The organism is Streptomyces sp. RLB3-17 (genome assembly GCF_007113425.2).
Classification (GTDB): domain Bacteria; phylum Actinomycetota; class Actinomycetes; order Streptomycetales; family Streptomycetaceae; genus Streptomyces; species Streptomyces mirabilis_D.
Window position 1 is genome coordinate 5,593,084 of record NZ_CP041610.2, and the last position, 18,133, is coordinate 5,611,216.

At 71.5% G+C, this 18,133-nt stretch carries 15 protein-coding genes, 4 tRNA genes and 1 other RNA gene; 13 read left to right on the top strand and 7 right to left on the bottom strand.

The annotated features are described in order from the left end of the window. The first annotated feature begins 331 nt into the window (after positions 1–331). From FNV62_RS25350 to FNV62_RS25385, 8 genes are all read left to right on the top strand, one after another. Positions 332–649: a histone-like nucleoid-structuring protein Lsr2 gene (locus tag FNV62_RS25350; RefSeq protein ID WP_060898437.1), complete on the top strand. Its 318-nt coding sequence runs from the start codon at positions 332–334 to the stop codon at positions 647–649. Between the two features lie 152 nt (positions 650–801). Beyond that, a tRNA-Gly gene (locus FNV62_RS25355) sits at positions 802–873 on the top strand. Between the two features lie 79 nt (positions 874–952). Continuing rightward, positions 953–1,028, top strand: a tRNA-Gly gene (locus FNV62_RS25360). A gap of 132 nt (positions 1,029–1,160) precedes the next feature. Continuing rightward, complete coding sequence (locus tag FNV62_RS25365; RefSeq protein WP_143627177.1) at positions 1,161–2,228, top strand: ABC transporter ATP-binding protein; 1,068 nt, start codon at positions 1,161–1,163, stop codon at positions 2,226–2,228. After that, the gene (locus FNV62_RS25370) at positions 2,225–3,049 is read left to right on the top strand and encodes an ABC transporter permease (RefSeq protein WP_143602222.1); all 825 of its coding nucleotides are present in this window, start codon (positions 2,225–2,227) and stop codon (positions 3,047–3,049) included. The genes FNV62_RS25365 and FNV62_RS25370 overlap by 4 nt, the downstream gene beginning before the upstream one ends. A 20-nt stretch (positions 3,050–3,069) precedes the next feature. Then, positions 3,070–4,380, top strand: coding sequence for a sensor histidine kinase (locus tag FNV62_RS25375; RefSeq protein WP_143652103.1), 1,311 nt, complete (start codon positions 3,070–3,072; stop codon positions 4,378–4,380). After that, positions 4,377–5,033 carry a response regulator transcription factor gene (locus FNV62_RS25380; protein ID WP_143627179.1) on the top strand — a complete coding sequence of 219 codons (657 nt, stop codon included), beginning with the start codon at positions 4,377–4,379 and terminating at the stop codon, positions 5,031–5,033. Before FNV62_RS25375 ends, FNV62_RS25380 begins: the two co-directional genes overlap by 4 nt. 22 nt (positions 5,034–5,055) lie before the next feature. After that, positions 5,056–5,128, top strand: a tRNA-Gly gene (locus tag FNV62_RS25385). Positions 5,129–5,189: 61 nt separating this feature from the next. Here FNV62_RS25385 and FNV62_RS25390 read toward each other — a convergent pair. From FNV62_RS25390 to ffs, 6 genes are all read right to left on the bottom strand, one after another. After that, positions 5,190–6,089 (bottom strand): phosphoribosylaminoimidazolesuccinocarboxamide synthase, encoded by a 900-nt coding sequence (locus tag FNV62_RS25390; protein ID WP_143627180.1) that lies wholly within the window; start codon positions 6,087–6,089, stop codon positions 5,190–5,192. Between the two features lie 74 nt (positions 6,090–6,163). Further along, complete coding sequence (locus tag FNV62_RS25395; RefSeq protein WP_143602224.1) at positions 6,164–7,717, bottom strand: N,N-dimethylformamidase beta subunit family domain-containing protein; 1,554 nt, start codon at positions 7,715–7,717, stop codon at positions 6,164–6,166. 186 nt (positions 7,718–7,903) lie between these two features. Beyond that, a complete protein-coding gene (locus FNV62_RS25400; protein ID WP_143611305.1) occupies positions 7,904–9,763 on the bottom strand; it encodes a hypothetical protein in 1,860 nt (619 codons plus the stop codon). 329 nt (positions 9,764–10,092) lie between these two features. Next, positions 10,093–11,358, bottom strand: a complete 1,266-nt coding sequence (gene purD / locus FNV62_RS25405) for a phosphoribosylamine--glycine ligase (protein ID WP_143602225.1) — start codon at positions 11,356–11,358, stop codon at positions 10,093–10,095. A gap of 97 nt (positions 11,359–11,455) precedes the next feature. Next, complete coding sequence (locus FNV62_RS25410) at positions 11,456–13,777, bottom strand: DNA polymerase III subunit gamma and tau (protein WP_143627182.1); 2,322 nt, start codon at positions 13,775–13,777, stop codon at positions 11,456–11,458. Between the two features lie 109 nt (positions 13,778–13,886). Then, an RNA gene (gene ffs / locus FNV62_RS25415) (signal recognition particle sRNA small type) lies at positions 13,887–13,985 on the bottom strand. A gap of 71 nt (positions 13,986–14,056) precedes the next feature. Between ffs and FNV62_RS25420 the strand changes: the two genes are divergently transcribed. Together FNV62_RS25420 and FNV62_RS25425 are read left to right on the top strand one after the other, a co-directional pair. Next, positions 14,057–14,144: transfer RNA gene (locus FNV62_RS25420), tRNA-Ser, on the top strand. An 830-nt stretch (positions 14,145–14,974) separates the two neighbouring features. Continuing rightward, the gene (locus FNV62_RS25425; protein WP_143602227.1) at positions 14,975–15,184 is read left to right on the top strand and encodes a hypothetical protein; all 210 of its coding nucleotides are present in this window, start codon (positions 14,975–14,977) and stop codon (positions 15,182–15,184) included. Between the two features lie 32 nt (positions 15,185–15,216). On the opposite strand, the gene FNV62_RS57150 is transcribed toward FNV62_RS25425, so the two are convergent. Next, positions 15,217–15,339 (bottom strand): hypothetical protein, encoded by a 123-nt coding sequence (locus FNV62_RS57150; RefSeq protein WP_258320964.1) that lies wholly within the window; start codon positions 15,337–15,339, stop codon positions 15,217–15,219. A 267-nt stretch (positions 15,340–15,606) separates the two neighbouring features. Here FNV62_RS57150 and FNV62_RS25430 point away from each other — a divergent pair, with 267 nt between their 5' ends. The 3 genes from FNV62_RS25430 (at position 15,607) to FNV62_RS25440 (ending at position 18,099) form a co-directional block, all read left to right on the top strand. Continuing rightward, positions 15,607–16,284, top strand: coding sequence for a hypothetical protein (locus tag FNV62_RS25430; RefSeq protein ID WP_225900367.1), 678 nt, complete (start codon positions 15,607–15,609; stop codon positions 16,282–16,284). Positions 16,285–16,569: 285 nt separating this feature from the next. Then, on the top strand, positions 16,570–17,052 hold the full coding sequence (locus FNV62_RS25435; protein ID WP_143605472.1) for a GtrA family protein: 483 nt from the start codon (positions 16,570–16,572) through the stop codon (positions 17,050–17,052). A gap of 111 nt (positions 17,053–17,163) precedes the next feature. Beyond that, complete coding sequence (locus FNV62_RS25440) at positions 17,164–18,099, top strand: phosphorothioated DNA-binding restriction endonuclease (RefSeq protein WP_143627184.1); 936 nt, start codon at positions 17,164–17,166, stop codon at positions 18,097–18,099. Positions 18,100–18,133 lie beyond the last annotated feature (34 nt).

The window sequence follows — 18,133 nt, forward strand, 5'->3', positions numbered from 1 at the left end:
TCGCTTCAGACTACCCGCACAAAATTTCTACTCGCGTAGATTCGTAGAATCCTACGTGAGCCCGATCACGATCCCGCATCGACGCGGGGGCCTGTACGGAAAATCCTGGGAAAAATCGCAGAAGAGCGGCTGGGCCCCATTACCTTCGGACACGCGGAAGGTTTTAGTCGGGCTTCACAATGCAATGCCCGGCACTGTACAAAGGAATTGGCAATAGCCGATACTTTGCCCAATAACAGCCGGACAGTCGACATCTCCCCGACAACTCCGTGACGTCCACGCACGTCATGGGGGGCGATCGCAGAGGTGCCGCACGAAGGGACCGATATTCGTGGCGCAGCGTGTCGTGGTCACTCTCTTTGACGACATCGACGGCTCGGAAGCGGCGGAGACGATCGCCTTCGGACTCGACGGCAAGTCGTACGAGATCGACCTCAATCCAGCCAATGCCAAGAAACTGCGTAAGGCGCTCGCGCCCTACCTCGAGGCCGGCCGCAAGCAGTCGAAGTCCGGGAAGGCGTACACGCACACCGCGTTGACCCCCGACCCGGCCGCCGTCCGCGCCTGGGCCCGTTCCAACAAGCTGGACGTCCCCCCGCGCGGCCGCATCCCCAAGAAGGTCTACGAGGCGTTCGCCGAGGCGCACTGAGTCCGAGGGTCCGCCGGATGGCTCGCCGGGGTCCCGCTCCGGCCGGCCATCCGCCCCCGCGCGCAACCGACTTGCGCTGACCCCCTGCTGATCAGCTAGAGTCTGGAGCACGCCGAGGGGCAAGGCCGAAAAGCCGGGTCCCGAGGAGTCACGCGGGTGTAGTTCAGTAGCAGAACATCCCCCTTCCAGGGGGAAGGCGCAGTGTGCAATTCCTGTCACCCGCTCTGCAGCCCTTACCGACCACTCTTGTGGATCAGGTAGGGTGGTGCTCGCACCGATCGGTGAAAGCCGGTCGGAGGCAATGCGGACGTAGCTCAGTTGGTAGAGCGCAACCTTGCCAAGGTTGAGGTCGCGAGTTCGAGCCTCGTCGTCCGCTCCAGGAAGCAAAGACCCCGGTCACCGACCGGGGTCTTTCTCGTGTGCGCGTACGAGCGTCTCCCCTGACATTTGTCATGCGGAGTGATGACACCGCGCACTGCTGTCGGGTCCCGTCCGCGGGGACGCTGATTCCATGAACACGAACGAGCAAGATGACGTGATCGAGGTCACTGATCTGCGGCGCGTGTACGGGGGGGACCGGGGAGCCGGCGGAGATTTCGAGGCCGTGCGCGGAATCACCTTCTCCGTGGGCCGCGGTGAGCTCTTCGCGCTGCTGGGGACCAACGGCGCCGGCAAGACCTCCACCGTCGAGCTGCTGGAGGGCCTCGCCCCTCCGGCGGGCGGCCGGGTGCGGGTCCTCGGGCACGATCCGTACGAGGAGCGCGCGGCCGTCCGGCCCCGGATCGGTGTGATGCTGCAGGAGGGCGGCTTCCCCTCCGAACTGACGGTCGCGGAGACCGTACGGATGTGGGCGGGCTGCACGAGCGGAGCCCGGCCGACCGCTCAGGCCCTGGGGATGGTCGGGCTCACCCGGCGGTCCGGGGTACGGGTGAAGCAGCTGTCCGGGGGCGAGAAACGGCGCCTGGACCTGGCCCTCGCGCTCCTCGGCCGCCCCGAGGTCCTCTTCCTCGACGAGCCGACGACCGGCCTGGACGCCGAAGGGCGCCGGGACACCTGGGAGTTGGTGCGCGAGCTGCGCGACGGCGGTACGACCGTGGTGCTGACCACGCACTACCTGCAGGAGGCGGAGGAACTGGCCGACCGGCTCGCGATCCTCCACGAAGGGCACATCGCGGCCGCCGGCACCCCTGCCGAGGTGACCGCGTCCTCACCCTCCCGGATCTCCTTCGAACTGCCCGACGGCTACTTCCTCGGAGATCTGCCCCCGCTCGCCGGACTCGGCGTGACCGATCACGAGACGGCGGGCCGTGTCGTCAGGCTGCGCACCGACGAGCTCCAGCGCACCGCCACGGCGCTGCTGGTGTGGGCCCACCAGAAGCAGGTCGAGCTGCGGGGGCTCGATGTGCGGTCGGCCTCACTGGAGGAGGCGTTCCTGCGGATAGCGCGGGACGCCGCGGGCCGGGGTGCGGGTGCGCGGGACGCGGATGCACGGGGTGCGGGTGCGCGGGACGCGGATGCACGGGGTGCGGATGCGCCGAGTGCGGGTGTGCGGGAGCAGGAGAGGGGGACGGTGGCATGAGCGCGACAGTTCCGGCGACCGGGCAAACCAGTGCGGGTGCGGGTGCGGATACGGGCACGACGACGGCCGCGGGGCGGATGGCCGCCCTGGCGCGCGCCGAACTGACCCTGCTGGGCCGCTCGAAAGCGACCCTCGCCGCCGCCGTGTTCATGCCGCTGCTCTTGCCGTTCAGCCTCCGCTCGACGATCGACCAGATGGACCTGAAGGGCGCCGGGCTCTCGGTCGGCTCGGTCATCGTGCCGTCCTCCGTCGGCTTCGCACTCCTCTTCGCGGTCTACAGCCCGCTGGTGAGCGTGTACGCGGCCCGCCGCGAGGAGCTCGTCCTCAAACGGCTGCGCACCGGGGAGCTGCGGGACGCGGAGATCCTCGCGGGTGCGGCCCTGCCCTCGGTCGCGATCGGCCTGGTGCAGTGCCTGATCCTGACGGTCGCGTGCGCCGCGCTGCTGGACGTCGGCGCGCCCCGGGCACCCCATCTCGCCGTCCTGGGGCTGCTCCTGGGCCTGGCGATGTGGCCCCCGCTCGCGGCGATCACGGCGAACTTCAGCAAGAGCGTGGAGGGCGCCCAGGTCGCCACCATGCCCTTGATGCTGGTGTCGCTGTTCGGTTCCGGCACCTTCTTCCCCCTCCAGCTCATGCCGGACCAGCTCGCCTCGGCCTGCGAACTGCTGCCCCTGACCCCGGTGATCACGCTGATACGCGGCGGCTGGACCGGCGACCTCTCCGCGCACGACACCCTGGGCGCGCTCGGGACGGCGGTGGCCTGGACCGTGTTCGCGGTGTTTGCTGTACGGCGGTGGTTCCGCTGGGAGCCGCGGCGTTGACCAGGGACTTGGTGATGGGCATGGGCGGGCGCGGTGGCTGGTGGCGCGGCAAGAGCACGCCGGCGAAGGTCGAGACGTACACACGGTGGTCGTTCCACACCTTCCCGTTCATCGAGGTCGCCACCTTCGCGCTGCCGGCCTTCGGATACGTGCCCGCCCCGGTGAACTGGATCCTGTTCCTGCTGGTGAGCACGCACGCCGCAGTCGCCGCGGTGACCGCCTCGCTGACCCTGGACTGGACCCGCGGCCGCCGCCCCCTGCCGGTACGGCTGCTCTGGGCGCTGGGCACCGCCACCGTGGTGATCGCCGTCGTGAGCCTGGTGGTCGCGCTGCACGGCCCGCGCGGCGCGGACAACGGGGCGGCGGCGGGCACGGTGTTCGTCGGCGTCCTGTCGTTCGGGATCGGCACTCTGGCGCTCGCGGTGCGCGGGACACGACGCATGGTGTACGGCGTGCTCGGCGCCGCCGTGGGTGCCGGAGCCGTGGCCGTCCCGGCGGGTGTCTCGGCGCCCGGCGCCGCCGTCGCCGCCGGTGCGGTCGTCCTCGCCGCCGGTTTCTTCACCTTCACCTCCGCCTTCTCCGTCTGGCTGCTGAACGCCGTCTACGAACTCGACGAGGCCCGCGAGACCCGGGCCCGGCTCGCGGTCGCCGAGGAACGGCTGCGCTTCGGGCGCGATCTGCACGACGTGATGGGCCGCAACCTGGCGGTGGTCGCGCTGAAGAGCGAGCTCGCCGTGCAACTGGCCCGGCGCGGACGGCCGCAGGCCGTGGAGCAGATGGTCGAGGTCCAGCGGATCGCGCGGGAGACGCAGCGGGAGATCCGCGAGGTCGTACGCGGCTACCGCGAGGCCGATCTCCGGACCGAACTCGCGGGTGCACAGGGCGTGTTGACGGCCGCCGGCATCGACTGCGAGGTGAGCGGCCCGGTGACCGGACTGCCCGCGGAGATCCAGTCCGCGCTCGGCTGGGTCGTACGGGAGGCGACGACGAACGTGCTGCGGCACGGGGACGCCGCAAGGTGCGCGGTGTCCCTGCGGGTGGCAAAGGGCCGGGTGACCCTCACCGTCGAGAACGACGGGGCGCCCGGTATCGGTAGCGGTTCCGGTACCGATACCGCCGAACCGGGAAGGGGGTCCGGGCTCGCCGGGCTGCGGGAACGGCTCAGGGAGGTGGACGGGGTGCTGCGGGCCGGGCCTGCCGGGAGTGACCTGTTCCGCCTGACCGCCGAGGTGCCGCTGCCCCCCGACTCGGTCCCGGAACAGGCTCCGGCCCCGGAACCGGGTGGGTCGCCCCGACCCGTCCCCCACCCTGTGAGCGAGGTCACCTCATGACGTCCACCCCACCCACCTCATCTGCCCCACCCTCCCCATCCGCACCGCCCGTGCGGCTGTTGCTCGCCGACGACGAGCACCTGATCAGGGGCGCGCTCGCCGCGCTGCTGGGACTGGAGGACGACCTCGTGGTGGTCGCCGAGGCCGCGACCGGGCCCGAGGCGCTGGCGATGGCGCTGGCGCACGAGCCCGATGTCGCCGTTCTGGATCTGCAGATGCCGGGGGCGGACGGTGTGAGGGTGGCCACATCGCTACGGGCCGAACTGCCCGGCTGTCAGGTGCTGATCGTGACGAGTCACGGGCGGCCTGGGCATCTGAAGCGAGCGCTTGCGGCAGGTGTGCGCGGGTTCGTTCCGAAGACGGTGAGCGCACAGCGGCTCGCGGAGATCATTCGTACCGTGCATGCGGGAAACCGCTACGTGGACCCGGAATTGGCCGCGGACGCGATCTCCGCCGGGGACTCTCCGCTGACCGCGCGCGAGGCCGAGGTGCTCGAGTTCGCCGCCGACGGGGCGCCCGTCGCGGAGATCGCGGAGCGGGCGGCACTGTCCCAGGGGACGGTACGCAACTATCTTTCGTCGGCCGTCTCGAAGCTCGGGGCGGAGAACCGGCACGCGGCGGTGCGTCTCGCACGGGAGCGAGGTTGGGTATAGTTGTTCTCGCACCACAGCGCATGCGGACGTAGCTCAGTTGGTAGAGCGCAACCTTGCCAAGGTTGAGGTCGCCAGTTCGAACCTGGTCGTCCGCTCAGAGAAAGAAGCCCCCGGCCCTTCAGGGTCGGGGGCTTCTTCGTGTGCTCCTTCGCGTCCTCAGCTCCAGCTGGTGCCGGTCAGGCGCTCGTACGCCTCGATGTACTTGGCGCTGGTCGCGTCCACGATGTGCTGCGGCAGCGGCGGCGGGGGCTGCTCGCTCCTGCGGTCCCAGCCCGACTCGGGAGACGTCAGCCAGTCGCGGACGAACTGCTTGTCGAAGGACGGCTGGGCGTGGCCCGGCTCCCACGCGTCGGCGGCCCAGAAGCGGGAGGAGTCCGGGGTCAGCACCTCGTCGGCGAGGACGAGCGTCTCGCCCTCGTAGCCGAACTCGAACTTGGTGTCCGCGAGGATGATGCCGCGCTCGCGCGCGATGTCACGGGCGCGGCCGTAGACGGCGAGGGTCGTCTGGCGCAGCTGGGCCGCCGTCTCGGCGCCGACCTGGCGGGCGACCTCCTCGTACGACACGTTCTCGTCGTGCTCGCCGACCGCGGCCTTGGTGGCGGGGGTGAAGATCGGCGCGGGGAGTTCCGAGCCGTCGACGAGGCCCTCGGGGAGGGCGAGGCCGCAGACCGTGCGGGACTCGTCGTACTCGACGAGGCCCGAGCCGGTGAGATAGCCGCGCGCGACGCACTCGACCGGCGTCATCCGCAGGGACTTGCAGATGAGGGTGCGGCCCTCCCAGTCGGCGGGGGCGCCCGGCGGGAGCTCGGTGCTCAGCACGTGGTTGGGGACCAGGTCGGCGAGCTTGTCGAACCACCACAGCGAGAGCTGGGTGAGGACCCGGCCCTTGTCGGGGATCTCGGTGGGCAGCACCCAGTCGTAGGCGGACATGCGGTCACTGGCGATCATCACGAGGTCGCCCGCCTCGTTCTGGTACAGGTCGCGCACCTTGCCGGTGTGCAGATGTACCAGACCCGGGACCTGGAGGGGCTCGGGCTTTTCGACGAATCCGGACACGGTTCCTCCCCGTGGTTCTGTCCAAGTGGCTCGATTCTCCCGTATCCGGAGAGCGCCTTCGGCCAGGGGGTTCCTCAGTCGCGTTTGCAGATGCGGTCGAGGAGGTTCGCGGTGGCTCGCTGGACACGGGCGTCGACATGGCCGGGACGGTCCAGGGCCGGGGACCACGCGAACGTCCCGGCCGCGAAGACCAGGGCGCCGGAGGGGGCCCGGTAGAGGGAGGTCTCCTGGTGGCGGGTGACGCCCTCGCTGTCCTGGTAGGGGGAGTGGGCGAGCAGGATGCGGCCCTGGTGCTCGGGCAGCGGGGTGCGCGGGAAGTAGCGGTCGGCCTCGCCCGCGACCATGCCGGCGAGTTCGTCGCCCTCGTGTGCGCCGGTCGCCTCCCACAGCCAGTGGTCGGCGTTGCGCACGACCAGGGGGTGGGGTTCCGGGACCCTGCCCGCGTACTGGATGCCGATGAGCTGCTGCTCAGGACGGTCGATTTCGCGCCACAGCGCCGGCCTTCCCGGGCCTCTGCGTTTGCGGCAGGTCAGCAGGCGGTCGGCGACGCCGGACGGGGACGGGGCCAACTCCACCTGCCAGTACATGGTGTTGGCGGAGAGGAAGACCAGGGAGGTGCCGCTTTCGCGGGCGAGTTCCACGGTGCGGCGCATGGCCAACGACCAGTACTCGTCGTGCCCCGGGAAGACCAGGCCGCGGTAGCGGGTGGGGTCGACGCGGCCGGCGTGCAGGTCGCGGGCGTCGGCGTAGGCGATGTCGTAGCCGTAGCGCTCGGCCCAGCGGATGAAGTCGTAGGCGTGGCCGACGTGGAGGGGAAGGCCCGCGCCGGCGTACGGGCGGTCGAAGGAGACCGTCGTCGCGGCCTCGGACTCGCCGAGCAGACGGCCGTTCTCGTCCCAGGCGTGGTAGAGGCTCGCGCCGGTGTGCCCGTCCTCCGGGTAGAGGTTGTACGCCTGCCAGGTGACGTCCGGGAGCAGGAGGAGGAGGTCCGCGGGGTGGTTGTCGCGGACGGTGAAGGGGACGTGCGAGCGGTAGCCGTCGGCGGTGGTGAGTACGGCCACGTACGCGCCAATGCTCCAGTAGCTCGGGATCTGCAGGCGCCAGGAGAGCCACCAGTGATGACAGGAAACGGTTCTGTCGGCGGTGAGGGGCGGCGGCTGGACGATGCCCGACAGGCGGGGGCTGGTGGTGATCTTGCTGGCCCCGTCGCCTCCGTAGTGCCCGATGCGGTAGATGTCGACGCTGAATTCCTGGGGCGGGTCGACGGTGACGTGGAAGTCGATGGACTCGCCCGGCGCGGCCGCGCCGTTGGAGGCGAAGCCCTTGATCTGGCGGTGCACGTCGTCGGCCGAGCGGGGGCCGCCGGCGCGGGGGTGGGGGATGGGGGGCCTGCGGGAGCCCTGGAGGGTGGCGGAGCCACTGGGTCCCCCGGCCTGACCGGGCTGACCAGCCCGACCCGCCTGATCGACGTGATCAATGTGATCGATGTACCACGGGACGACATGGCCCGTGTCGTCGAAGTACTGCTCGTCGCCCCTGAGCCAGGGAACGGGGCCCTGGCCGAAGGGGTCCGTCACGGCGTGCGCGAGTGCGCCCGACTCCCAGCGGCGGATCTGCTCCGACCCCATGCCTGCTCCCCTCCCTCGTGCCCCCGTCGGTTCTGTAAACCTCTGCCCTGCACGCGATCGGTCCCAGCACATCACATTACGCACGCACTCCGTCACCGTTCGTCGCGAATTGACGTGAACGGAACGCGGACCTCCGGTTGAAGAAGTGGAGATGGGCGGCTGGGAGCAGGGACGGTGGTGGTGGCGTCAGACCAGGCGGACCGGTTTCTCGGGGCGGACGCCCAGGTGACGGAGCCAGTCCCGGAGAGGTTCCGGGTCGCCGTCCTCGACGAGGGTCAGGACCCGCGGCCCCAGATCGACGGCCCGCACCCCGTCGACGAGAAGGGCGGGGCCATCGAGCCAGTCGAGCCCCGGCGCCGCCCCGGCGGTGTCCATCGCCGCACAACAGACCATCGCGGTGACATGGTCGGCCAACAGCTCACGCCCACTGCGCGGCGGCTGGAGCGGAAAGAGCGGCAGCATCCCGTCGTCCCAGAACGACCAGTCGGGGCCCGGCTGCTCCGCACTCCCGCCCGGCCCGGACGCGACGGCCGGCGCCGCCGCCTCCTCACGGGCCAGCTCCGCGCTGAGCCCGGCCGCGAGTGCCGCCGTCCGCTCACTCCCGAGCACGGGCTCGCCGTCCTCCCCGACCTCCTCCTCGACCTCTACCTCTGTCCCTGCGTCTGTCCCTGTCCCTGTCCCTGTCTCGTTCAGGCTCACGCCCGTACCGCTCTTCCCGTACGCCTCGCGCCGATCGACGGAGAGGTCGGCGTCGTCCGTGGCAGGCGCGGTCAGATGGTCGAGCACACGTGCCAGCGTCGGACCGCCCTGGTCGGGCTGGGTCGGATCCGTGGGGTGGCGGACGCCCAGCGCGTCCAGCACCCGGTGCAGCCGGGCCGCTTCGGTGCGCCAGGTGCGGTCGACGACCTCGTCCGGATACTCCTGCCAGTCCACCGGCGCCCAGTCGGGCCCGGGCTCCGCGGGCCCGCCGTGGAAGAGGCGCGCGGCGAGCAGCGAGGCCGCCTCGTCCACCGAACCGGGCTCTTCGAGCAGGTCGCAGGCAGGACGCTCGCCGAGGCGGGAGGCGAAGCCCTCGGCCAGCCGGTCACGGCGCGACAGCTCGGTGAGGGCCGCGACGACACCCGCGTCCAGCCGGGCCGGCCAGCGGCCCATCCGCCAGGCGGGCAGCGCGACCCGGGTCAGCAGCCGGTCCCAGCCCGCGTACGCCAGGCCGACCTGTTCCTGGGCGACGATCCGCAGACCGTAGTCCACAGCCTGTGCACGCTCGGCCGCGGCAGCCGCCACTCCCCGCTCCATCTCGGCCGCATGGCCCCGGCAGCTGCGCAGCAGCAGGCGGGTCACCCAGCCGACACCGGCGAGGACCGTGCGGGCCAGAGGGCCGCGGGCGGGCTCGGAGGTCACGGCCACGGCCGCGTCCAGACCCCGTACGAAACGGCGGGCCGCGGCTATGTCGGGGTGCGCCGAAGGGCCCGTACCGGCGACGACCGGGGCGAGGACCGCGCGCAGCTCCCCGACCCGCATCCACCACAGGAAGGGCGAACCGATGACGAGGACGGGAGCCGCGGGGGCTCGGCGGGAACGCCCGCCTCCCACCCCTCGTGCGCCCGCTATTTCGTCGCGGTGCTCGGGCGGCGGCGGACCGTGCGCCGGGTGGGTGCGGTCCTCCAGCCAGCTGTCGCAGTCCGGGGTCAGCGCTATCGCCGAGGGCGGCGGGACGTCGAGGCGGTCGGCCAGATCCCGGACCAGGCGGTAGAGGTCGGGAGCGGACGCCTCCGCGATCGGGACCGTGGGGCTCACGGCGGGCCGCGCGCGGGCGACGACGAGCGCGATGCCCGCGGCGGCGAGCAGCACGAGGGCGGCGATGACCGTCACGATCCAGCTGGTGACGGGCCAGCTTCCGCCGGTGATGTGCCCGGTCGAGCCGCCGACGAGCAGCACGACGGCGACGGCCGCGGGCAGCAGGGCGACGGCCAGCGCCCTGCTGCGGATACGCAGCACGGCGAGCGCCCGGGAGCGCGCGGCCTGCGCGCCCACCTCCACACCCATACCGGTCACGACCGGATGTCACCCCCTGCTGTCGGCCCGGCCCGAGCTGTCTCGCAGCCCGCGCCGAAGGATGCCCTGGTGTTGCTCACTCCCCCACTGTGGCACCCACCACCGACATCGCAATGCCGGTGGGCCAAGTGCCGGAACGCTTTCGCCGCACCCTAGTTGGGGCCTCGGCCCCCGTCAGCCGGATGGGGCATCGCTCACTCGATGGAATGGCTTTGGGGAAAGGTGGATGACCGTGGGCAAGGATCAGGCCCCGGATTCCGTACAGAATCCGGGGCCCAGTGGTGCGTGCGGGGGTGGGCGCTACGCCTCCGTCAGGGGCTCTACGCCTCGGTCGTGACGTCCGCCGCCGCCTTCGCCGCGATGTCCGTACGGTGCTGCGAACCGTCGAGGCCGATGCGGGCGACCGCCGCGTAGGCGCGGGCGCGGGCCTCGGTGAGGTCGGTGCCGGTCGCCGTGACGGAGAGGACCCGGCCGCCCGCGCTGACGACCGCGTCGCCGTCGTGCTTCGTCCCGGCGTGCAGGACGTACGCGTGCGGGGCGTCCAGCGCCGCCACCTCGTCGAGCCCGGTGATCGGGTCGCCGGTGCGCGGGGTGTCGGGGTAGTTGTGGGAGGCCACGACCACGGTGACCGCCGCGTCGTCGCTCCAGCGCAGCGGCGCCAGATCGGCGAGGGTGCCTTCGGCGGCGGCGAGCAGGACGCCCGCGAGCGGGGTCTTCAGCCGGGCCAGGACCACCTGGGTCTCCGGGTCGCCGAAACGGGCGTTGAACTCGATCACCCGTACACCGCGGCTCGTGATCGCCAGACCCGCGTAGAGAAGGCCGGAGAACGGCGTACCGCGGCGGCGCAGCTCGTCGACGGTCGGCTGGAGGACGGTCTCCATGACCTCCTCGACCAGCTTCGGGTCCGCCCACGGGAGGGGCGAGTACGCGCCCATGCCGCCGGTGTTCGGGCCCTCGTCGCCGTCCAGCGCGCGCTTGAAGTCCTGGGCGGGCTGGAGCGGGACGACCGTCTCGCCGTCGGTGATCGCGAAGAGGGAGACCTCGGGGCCGTCGAGGAACTCCTCGATGACGACGCGGTCGCAGGCGATGGCGTGCGCGCGGGCCTTCGCGAGGTCGTCGGTCACGACGACACCCTTGCCGGCGGCGAGTCCGTCGTCCTTCACGACGTACGGGGCGCCGAAGGCGTCGAGCGCCTCGTCGACCTCCTCGGGCGTCGTGCAGACATACGAACGTGCCGTGGGGACGCCCGCCCCCGCCATCACATCCTTGGCGAAGGCCTTGGAGCCCTCCAGCTGCGCGGCCTCCTCGGAGGGGCCGAAGCAGGGGATGCCCGCCGCGCGCACGGCGTCGGCGACCCCGGCGACGAGCGGCGCCTCCGGTCCCACGATCACCAGCTCGGCGCCGAGCTCTGTGGCCAGCGCGGCCACGGCGGCGCCGTCGAGGGCGTCGACCGGGTGCAGCTCGGCCGTCTCCGCGATGCCTGCGTTCCCGGGGGCGCAGTGCAGGGCGGTGACGTCGGGGTCGAGGGACAGGGAACGGCACAGGGCGTGTTCGCGGGCGCCGCTACCGATGACAAGGACCTTCACGGGGTCAGCCTATCCGTCGGGGCCGGGTGCCTTTGTGGGGGCTTCCGAAGCGGGGGGTGGGGAGAGTTGGTGCGATCCTCCGAGAGGGTCCGGGCGTTCACTCGTTGGAGAACTCCTCCACCACCGTCGCGCCCAGTTCGCGGACGATCAGGTCGTGGCCCGAGAGGGCGGACTCGTCGAGGTCGGGGTCGTCGTCCTCGGGGATGTCATCCTCGGGGGCCACCGGAGGCGGCTCGTAGGCGGCGGGGGGTGGTGGGGCGGGCGTCGAGGCGGGCGCGGCCGAGGCCTGGCCCGCGGGCGGGCCCTGCGACGCGGCGGGGCGCGGAGCCGGGGGCTGCTGGGGGGCGGGGCGCGAGCCGGCCGGAGCTCCGCCGTAGCCGCCGCCGCTGCTGCCGCCACCACCGAATCCGGGAACGGGGCCGGGGCCGGAGGCCGACATCGGTGGCGGTGCCGAGCCACCGGAGGTGTCGACGATCGCCTCGATCTTCCACTGCACATTGAACTGTTCGGACAGCGCCTGCTTCAGGACTTCCTCGCTGCCGCTGCTCGCGAAGTTGTCGCGCGCGCCCGCGTTGACGAAGCCGATCTGCAGGGTCGTGCCGTCGTAGCCGGTGACCTGCGCGTTCTGGCTGAGCAGGATCCAGGTGAAGCGGCGGCGGTTCTTCACGGCCTCCAGGATGTTCGGCCAGAGCATGCGGGGGTCGACGCCACCGGCGGCGGGGGCCGGCGCGGAGGCGGGGCCGGGGCCCGGGCCGGGGGTGGACGCCGTCGGCGCAGCAGCGGGTGCGGGTGCGCTGGGGGTGGCGGGGGCCTGTCCCCCACCCGCGGGTGTCGCGGTCGGCCAGCCGCCCGGACGCCGACCGCTGCCGACGGCCGTCGCGGTGGGCCAGGCGCCGGGCGCGGATCCGGAGGGGGCCGCGGGCGGGGCCGTAGCGGCAGCCGGGGGCGCGGCAGCGGCAGCCGCGGGACCCGGGGCGGGCGCCGGGGCCTGAGCAGGGGCAGGGCCAGGGGCAGGGGCAGGGGAAGCCCCCGCACCCGGCGCCGCAGCAACGCCGCCGGCACCCCCCGCACCACCGGCCCCGTACCCCTCGTTCGTCGCTCCCTGTCCGCCGGGACCCGCGCCCCGCACGGCGGCCCGGGCCGCGTCGACCCCGCCGCCCGGCGGAACCATCGGAGCGGCCGGGGCCGGCGCCCCTCCATGTACTTCGGGGCCGGGTACGTACCCCATGGCGGGGGCGCCCGCGCCGGCACCGGAGAAGTTCACCCCGCGCTCGATGCGGTCCAGGCGGGCCAGGACGGATCGCTCGTCCCCATATGCCGCGGGCAGGAGCACACGCGCGCAGATGAGCTCGAGCTGGAGTCGCGGCGAGGTGGCGCCGCGCATCTCCGTCAGCCCCTCGTTGACCAGATCGGCGGCGCGGCTCAGCTCGGCGGCGCCGAAGACCCCGGCCTGTGCCTGCATGCGCTCGACGACATCCGACGGGGCGTCGATGAGCCCCTTCTCGGCGGCGTCGGGAACGGCGGCCAGAATCACCAGGTCGCGCAGCCGCTCCAGCAGGTCCGCGACGAACCTCCGGGGATCGTTGCCCCCCTCGATGACGCGGTCCACGATCTCGAAGGCCACGGCGCCGTCGCCCGCGGCGAACGCCTCGACCACGGAGTCGAGCAACGACGCGTCCGTGTACCCCAGCAGCGAGGTGGCCATGGCGTACGTCACACCGTCGGTGCTCGCCCCCGCGAGGAGCTGATCCATGACGGACATGGAGTCACGCACGGAGCCGGCGCCGGCCCGCACGACCAGCGGCAGTACGCCGTCCTCGACGGGAATGCCCTCATGCCCGCAGACCTCGCCCAGGTAACCCCGCAGGGTCCCCGGCGGCACGAGCCGGAACGGATAGTGGTGGGTCCGCGACCGAATCGTCCCGATGACCTTCTCGGGCTCGGTCGTGGCGAAGATGAACTTGAGGTGCTCGGGCGGCTCCTCGACCACCTTCAGCAGGGCGTTGAAGCCCGCCGGGGTGACCATGTGGGCCTCGTCGATGATGTAGATCTTGTACCGACTGCTCGCAGGCCCGAAGAAGGCCTTTTCCCGCAGGTCACGAGCGTCGTCGACACCACCGTGCGAGGCGGCGTCGATCTCGATTACGTCGATCGACCCCGGCCCGTTCCGCGCGAGGTCCCTGCAGGACTGGCACTCCCCGCAAGGGGTCGGCGTCGGCCCCTGCTCGCAGTTCAGACACCGGGCCAGAATCCGCGCGCTGGTCGTCTTCCCGCATCCGCGCGGCCCGCTGAACAGGTACGCGTGATTGACCCGGTTGTTCCGCAGCGCCTGCTGCAACGGGTCGGTGACATGCTCCTGCCCGATGACCTCGGCGAACGACTCCGGGCGATAGCGGCGGTACAGCGCGAGAGACGACACACATACGAGGTTATAGGCGCCCACTGACAACAGGGACCGCTCACCGGCCCCCGGGCCCCAGGCCCGCGGCCCCGGGCGGCCGGACTCCCGTGCCGCATCCCGCCCCGTGAACGCAAGCGCCCCCCACGCACCCGCCAGAGCCAACCTACCCTTGCTGCCTTCCGGCCCTGGGGGAGTTCAGTCAGATAGCGCCACGTGAGGGGCTCCGCACAGAGTACCTGATCCGGGAGGAGGGAACGAGTTCGCGAGCACTCCTCAACGTCTTGTATTGTTTGCCGCGGAGGATTCGCCTAGAGGCCTAGGGCGCACGCTTGGAAAGCGTGTTGGGGGCAACCCCTCACGAGTTCGAATCTCGTATCCTCCGCCAGTGCCTCACCGGGCACGATGTCGAAGGGCCCCACCGCTTGCGGTGGGGCCCTTCGACGTTGGCCGTCTCGGCTTCCGTCTCGGTCGTAGCCGGATGGCGAGCGTCATGCAGTCGCCCGTGACCGGGCAGACCGATCGTGGGGCGCCCCGCCCGCGACTTCGTGGACCTGGCTCGCGCCGCGTCCGCTCCCGCTTCGGGCAGTGGGCCGCATCCCTACCGCACGGGTTGGCGCCGCGGCCGTGCGCGCGCTTGGGCCGAGGTCGGCTCTTCCGGATACGGACGTATCCCGCGTCGAGGCCGACGTCCTCGACGAGCGATGTTCTCGACCGAGTACTCGAGCCAGCTCGTCACACCGGCAGGAGAGGTAGGGGCAGCCCCGTCAGCAGCCTCAGGGTTCGCTCAATTTTGCACGCGGCATCTTTTTGCCCCCTAGGCTCCGTGATCAACGGTCTGACCAGCCATTTCCGTCCCCGGCGGCACCTGCGCACCTGCGCACCTAGACAGAAATGCCCCGCAGCCGTGACAGCGACGAAAGGGTGGCACGCATGGGACGAATAGGAATAGTCATTCCGGTGGTCCTACTTACGTTGACCGGGTGCACCAGTACGACGGCAACGGGTCGAGCGACTGCGCGTGAGACGCCGGTCGACACAGCTTCGTCCAGTACCCCCTCGGCCGGCCCTTCCGCCACACCCTCCGTCACCGCAGGCCCTCTTTTTCCGCCCCAGCTTCCAGACGCGCAGAGAACATTCATCAAAACAGGCGGAAAGACCGGGTCTCACTCATTTCCGGCACTTGCTCAAATCCAGCGGGGAACTCTGGAAGTCGCGGTGATCTGTTCGGGTTCCGGGCACATCGAGGTCAATGTCGGCTCTCTCGTGAGCTACACCGTCGTCTGCGCAGACGGCGATCCTGGGCAGGTCGACGAAGTAGCCATGAGCCACGGCCACAAGAACGTCGCTGTTTCGGTCACCAGCAAGACGAGTGGGTCCTGGGGACTCTCGGTGGGATGGACCAAGACCATCGACCCTCCCGGTTAGCGATGGAGCCGGGCTCGACGGCATCCGCCGGGTCAGGTGTGCAGGGAGTGCAGCAGGGTGCCGATCTTTGCGGCGACCGTCTCGGCCGAGCCCTGGGCGTACGACGAGTCCATCGCCTCGTACGTGATCCGGGCGTAGCTCTGCGCCTCGGCCACGTTCCGGCCGCTACGTCGTCGTGGAGCTGTCGCCGGCCGATGACGGCGGCGGCCCCGGGGCGGGGGGCCCGGTGGTCGGCGACTCCACACCGGGAGGAACCGTCGTCGCGGCGCAGGCCACGCTGACCCAGCCGGGCACAGCGCTGCGCCGACTCCCTCCTGGCGGGAGCCGATGTCCTGTCGCCTCGTCAACTCCCTGCGCCTACAGTCTCGTCGGAGTGACGGGCGAGTGGGGTGGGGTGGGTGTGTATGGAGTCGGCGCAGCGTGTGATCCACCGGAGTGGGCTGTTCTCACGGCTGCTGGTCGTGCTGGTGGGCGTGGCGGTCCTGCTGCTCGGCTACAGCCTGTTCAGGGAGAACCTGTCGGCACGGCTGACCCGTGACTGGCCCTGGAAGCTCAGACTGCTGGACATACAGAGCGCCGTCACGGCGGTGCTCGGCACGGGAGGAGCCGCGCTGGCCCGGGCCCAGTACGCACGGACGGTGCGGCCGGCCATCGGATACGGGGGTCGCGTCGTCGCGAACACGGCTCCGAACGAGCGGCTGGCCTGGATGTGCAAGCTCCTCAACGGCGGGCAGGAGGTGGCGATCACCGCGGACACCGGCTACTGGATCGAGTACACCTCCGCGGCACGCGCCGCCGGCGCCGTCGACTCGTCGGAGTGGATGAGCCAGCCGGAGGCGACAGCGGCGATCGCGAGCCGTGAGCTGGCGGAGCGGCAGGACTTCCAGCTGAACCTTGTCGGACGCGGTTACCCCATCCCCGGGCAGGGGCAGGGACAGCTGTTTCTGGGCTGGTTCACCGAGAAGGCCATGCGCGAGCTGGAGAGCGTATTCGTGCGGGTGCGTGTGGTGGACCGGGTCGGCGATGTCCACGAGCGTGTCGTCAACTTGCTGAAGGGCGCCGATCGTTCACCCACCCACCCGGACGCCTCCCCCTTCTGAGCACCCCGCTCTCCCCCGGGCCGGGGGTGCAGCTGGCTACACCCCCGGTTCGGGAGTGCACCTCATCGTTTCGGCCCACGGACGACGGCATCGTTGAACCCAGCTGGTCCCAGAGGTTCACAGCTCCCCCGTCCGGAAGGAAAGCCCATGAACGCGCTGCTCTCGTCGAAGCCGGAGACGGAGCCGGAGACGGGCACGAAGACGGGCGCGGAGACGGGCAGGGAGACGGAGTCCGCGGTGCGGGGTGCGGAGCCGGCCGGAACCGCGGCCCACGACGCCCGCCGGATACCGGCGACCCCGGCCGCCCCCGGTCCGCTCGCCTCCTTCGCCCGGTTCGTCCTCTGCGGTGGCGGCATAGGTGTCCTCTCCAGCTTCGCGGTCCCCCTCGTCGCCGGACTGATGCCCTGGGCGGTGGCCAACGCGGTCATCACCGTCGCGTCGACCATCCTCTGCACCGAGCTGCACGCACGCTTCACCTTCGGCAGCGGGAAGCACGCCGGATGGCTCCAGCACTGGCAGTCCGCGGGATCGGCCGCGGCCGCCTACGCCGTCACCTCCGTCGCGATCCTCATCCTGCACACCCTTCAGACCTCCCCGAGCATGCTCACCGAACAGCTCGTCTACCTCAGCGCCTCCGGCCTCGCCGGCATCGGACGCTTCCTCCTCCTGCGCCTCTACGTCTTCGCCGGCGGACGGACCAGGGCCACGGAGCCGGTACGGGTGAACAGCCCGGCACCCCGGCCGCACCGGGCCCTGGCCTGGGCCTAGGCCCCGCCGCCCCGGAGAGTCGGAGGGTCACCGCGACCGCGTTGAACGTCTCCGCCCTCCCCCTCAAGCCACCCGTCCGATCATCCGGCCGCACCCGTACGATCACCCGTCATGGAGGACTGGCTGGAGCGCGCGGCGAAGCTGAGGCAGTGGACCGGCAACGGAGTCCGCGCCCCGCACAAGCCCCTGCTCCTCCTCTACGCCCTCGGCCGGTTCCAGCGGGACGCCGACGGCGAGTTGCGCTACAGCGCGGTCGAGGACGATCTGAAGCGGCTGCTGGCCGAGTACGGTCCGGCCAACCGGACGACACCGGCGTACCCCTTCCACCACCTGGTCGGCGACGGGGTGTGGGAGGTACAGACCGATCGCGGGCCCGGCAGCCCCGGCAGCGGGGTGCGGGAACTGCGGTCGACGGGCGCGGCGGGACGGCTGGCGCCGGAGCTGCGGGCGGCGCTGCGACGCGAGCCCGCGCTCCTCGGCCGGATGGCCCGGATCCTGCTCGACCTGCACTTCCCGCCCTCGCTCCACGACGAACTGTGCGAGGCCGTGGGCCTGGAGTGGGAGTGGGAGCCGGAAGGGGCGGTGCACCTGCCGGACGCGGGGCCGCGGGACCGGCGCCGACGTGACGGGCGGATGCGGGAGCTGGTCCTGACGGCGTACGAGTACCAGTGCGCGTTCTGCGGGTACGACGGCCGGATCGGGGCGGTGCCGGTCGGGCTGGAGGCCGCGCATGTGCGCTGGTGGGCGTTCGACGGGCCGGACGACATCGACAACGGTCTGTGCCTGTGCTCGCTGCACCACAAACTGTTCGACAAGGGCGTCCTCGGTATCGGGGACGGGCACCGCATCCTGGTGTCGCAACGCTTCGTCGGTCGGAGCCCGGCGGCCCGCGACCATGTCATCGCGCTGGCGGGCCGTCAGCTGACCGGTCCCCAGCCAGGCACCGCGCCCGTCGCCGCGCACCACCGGACCTGGCACACCCGCCAGGTGTTCCACGGAGCTCCGCGCCCTGCCGCGCCGGTCCCCACCGCACACGGCGAGCTGTGACGCAGGTCACGGGAAGTCGGTGTCGGGTGCCGGA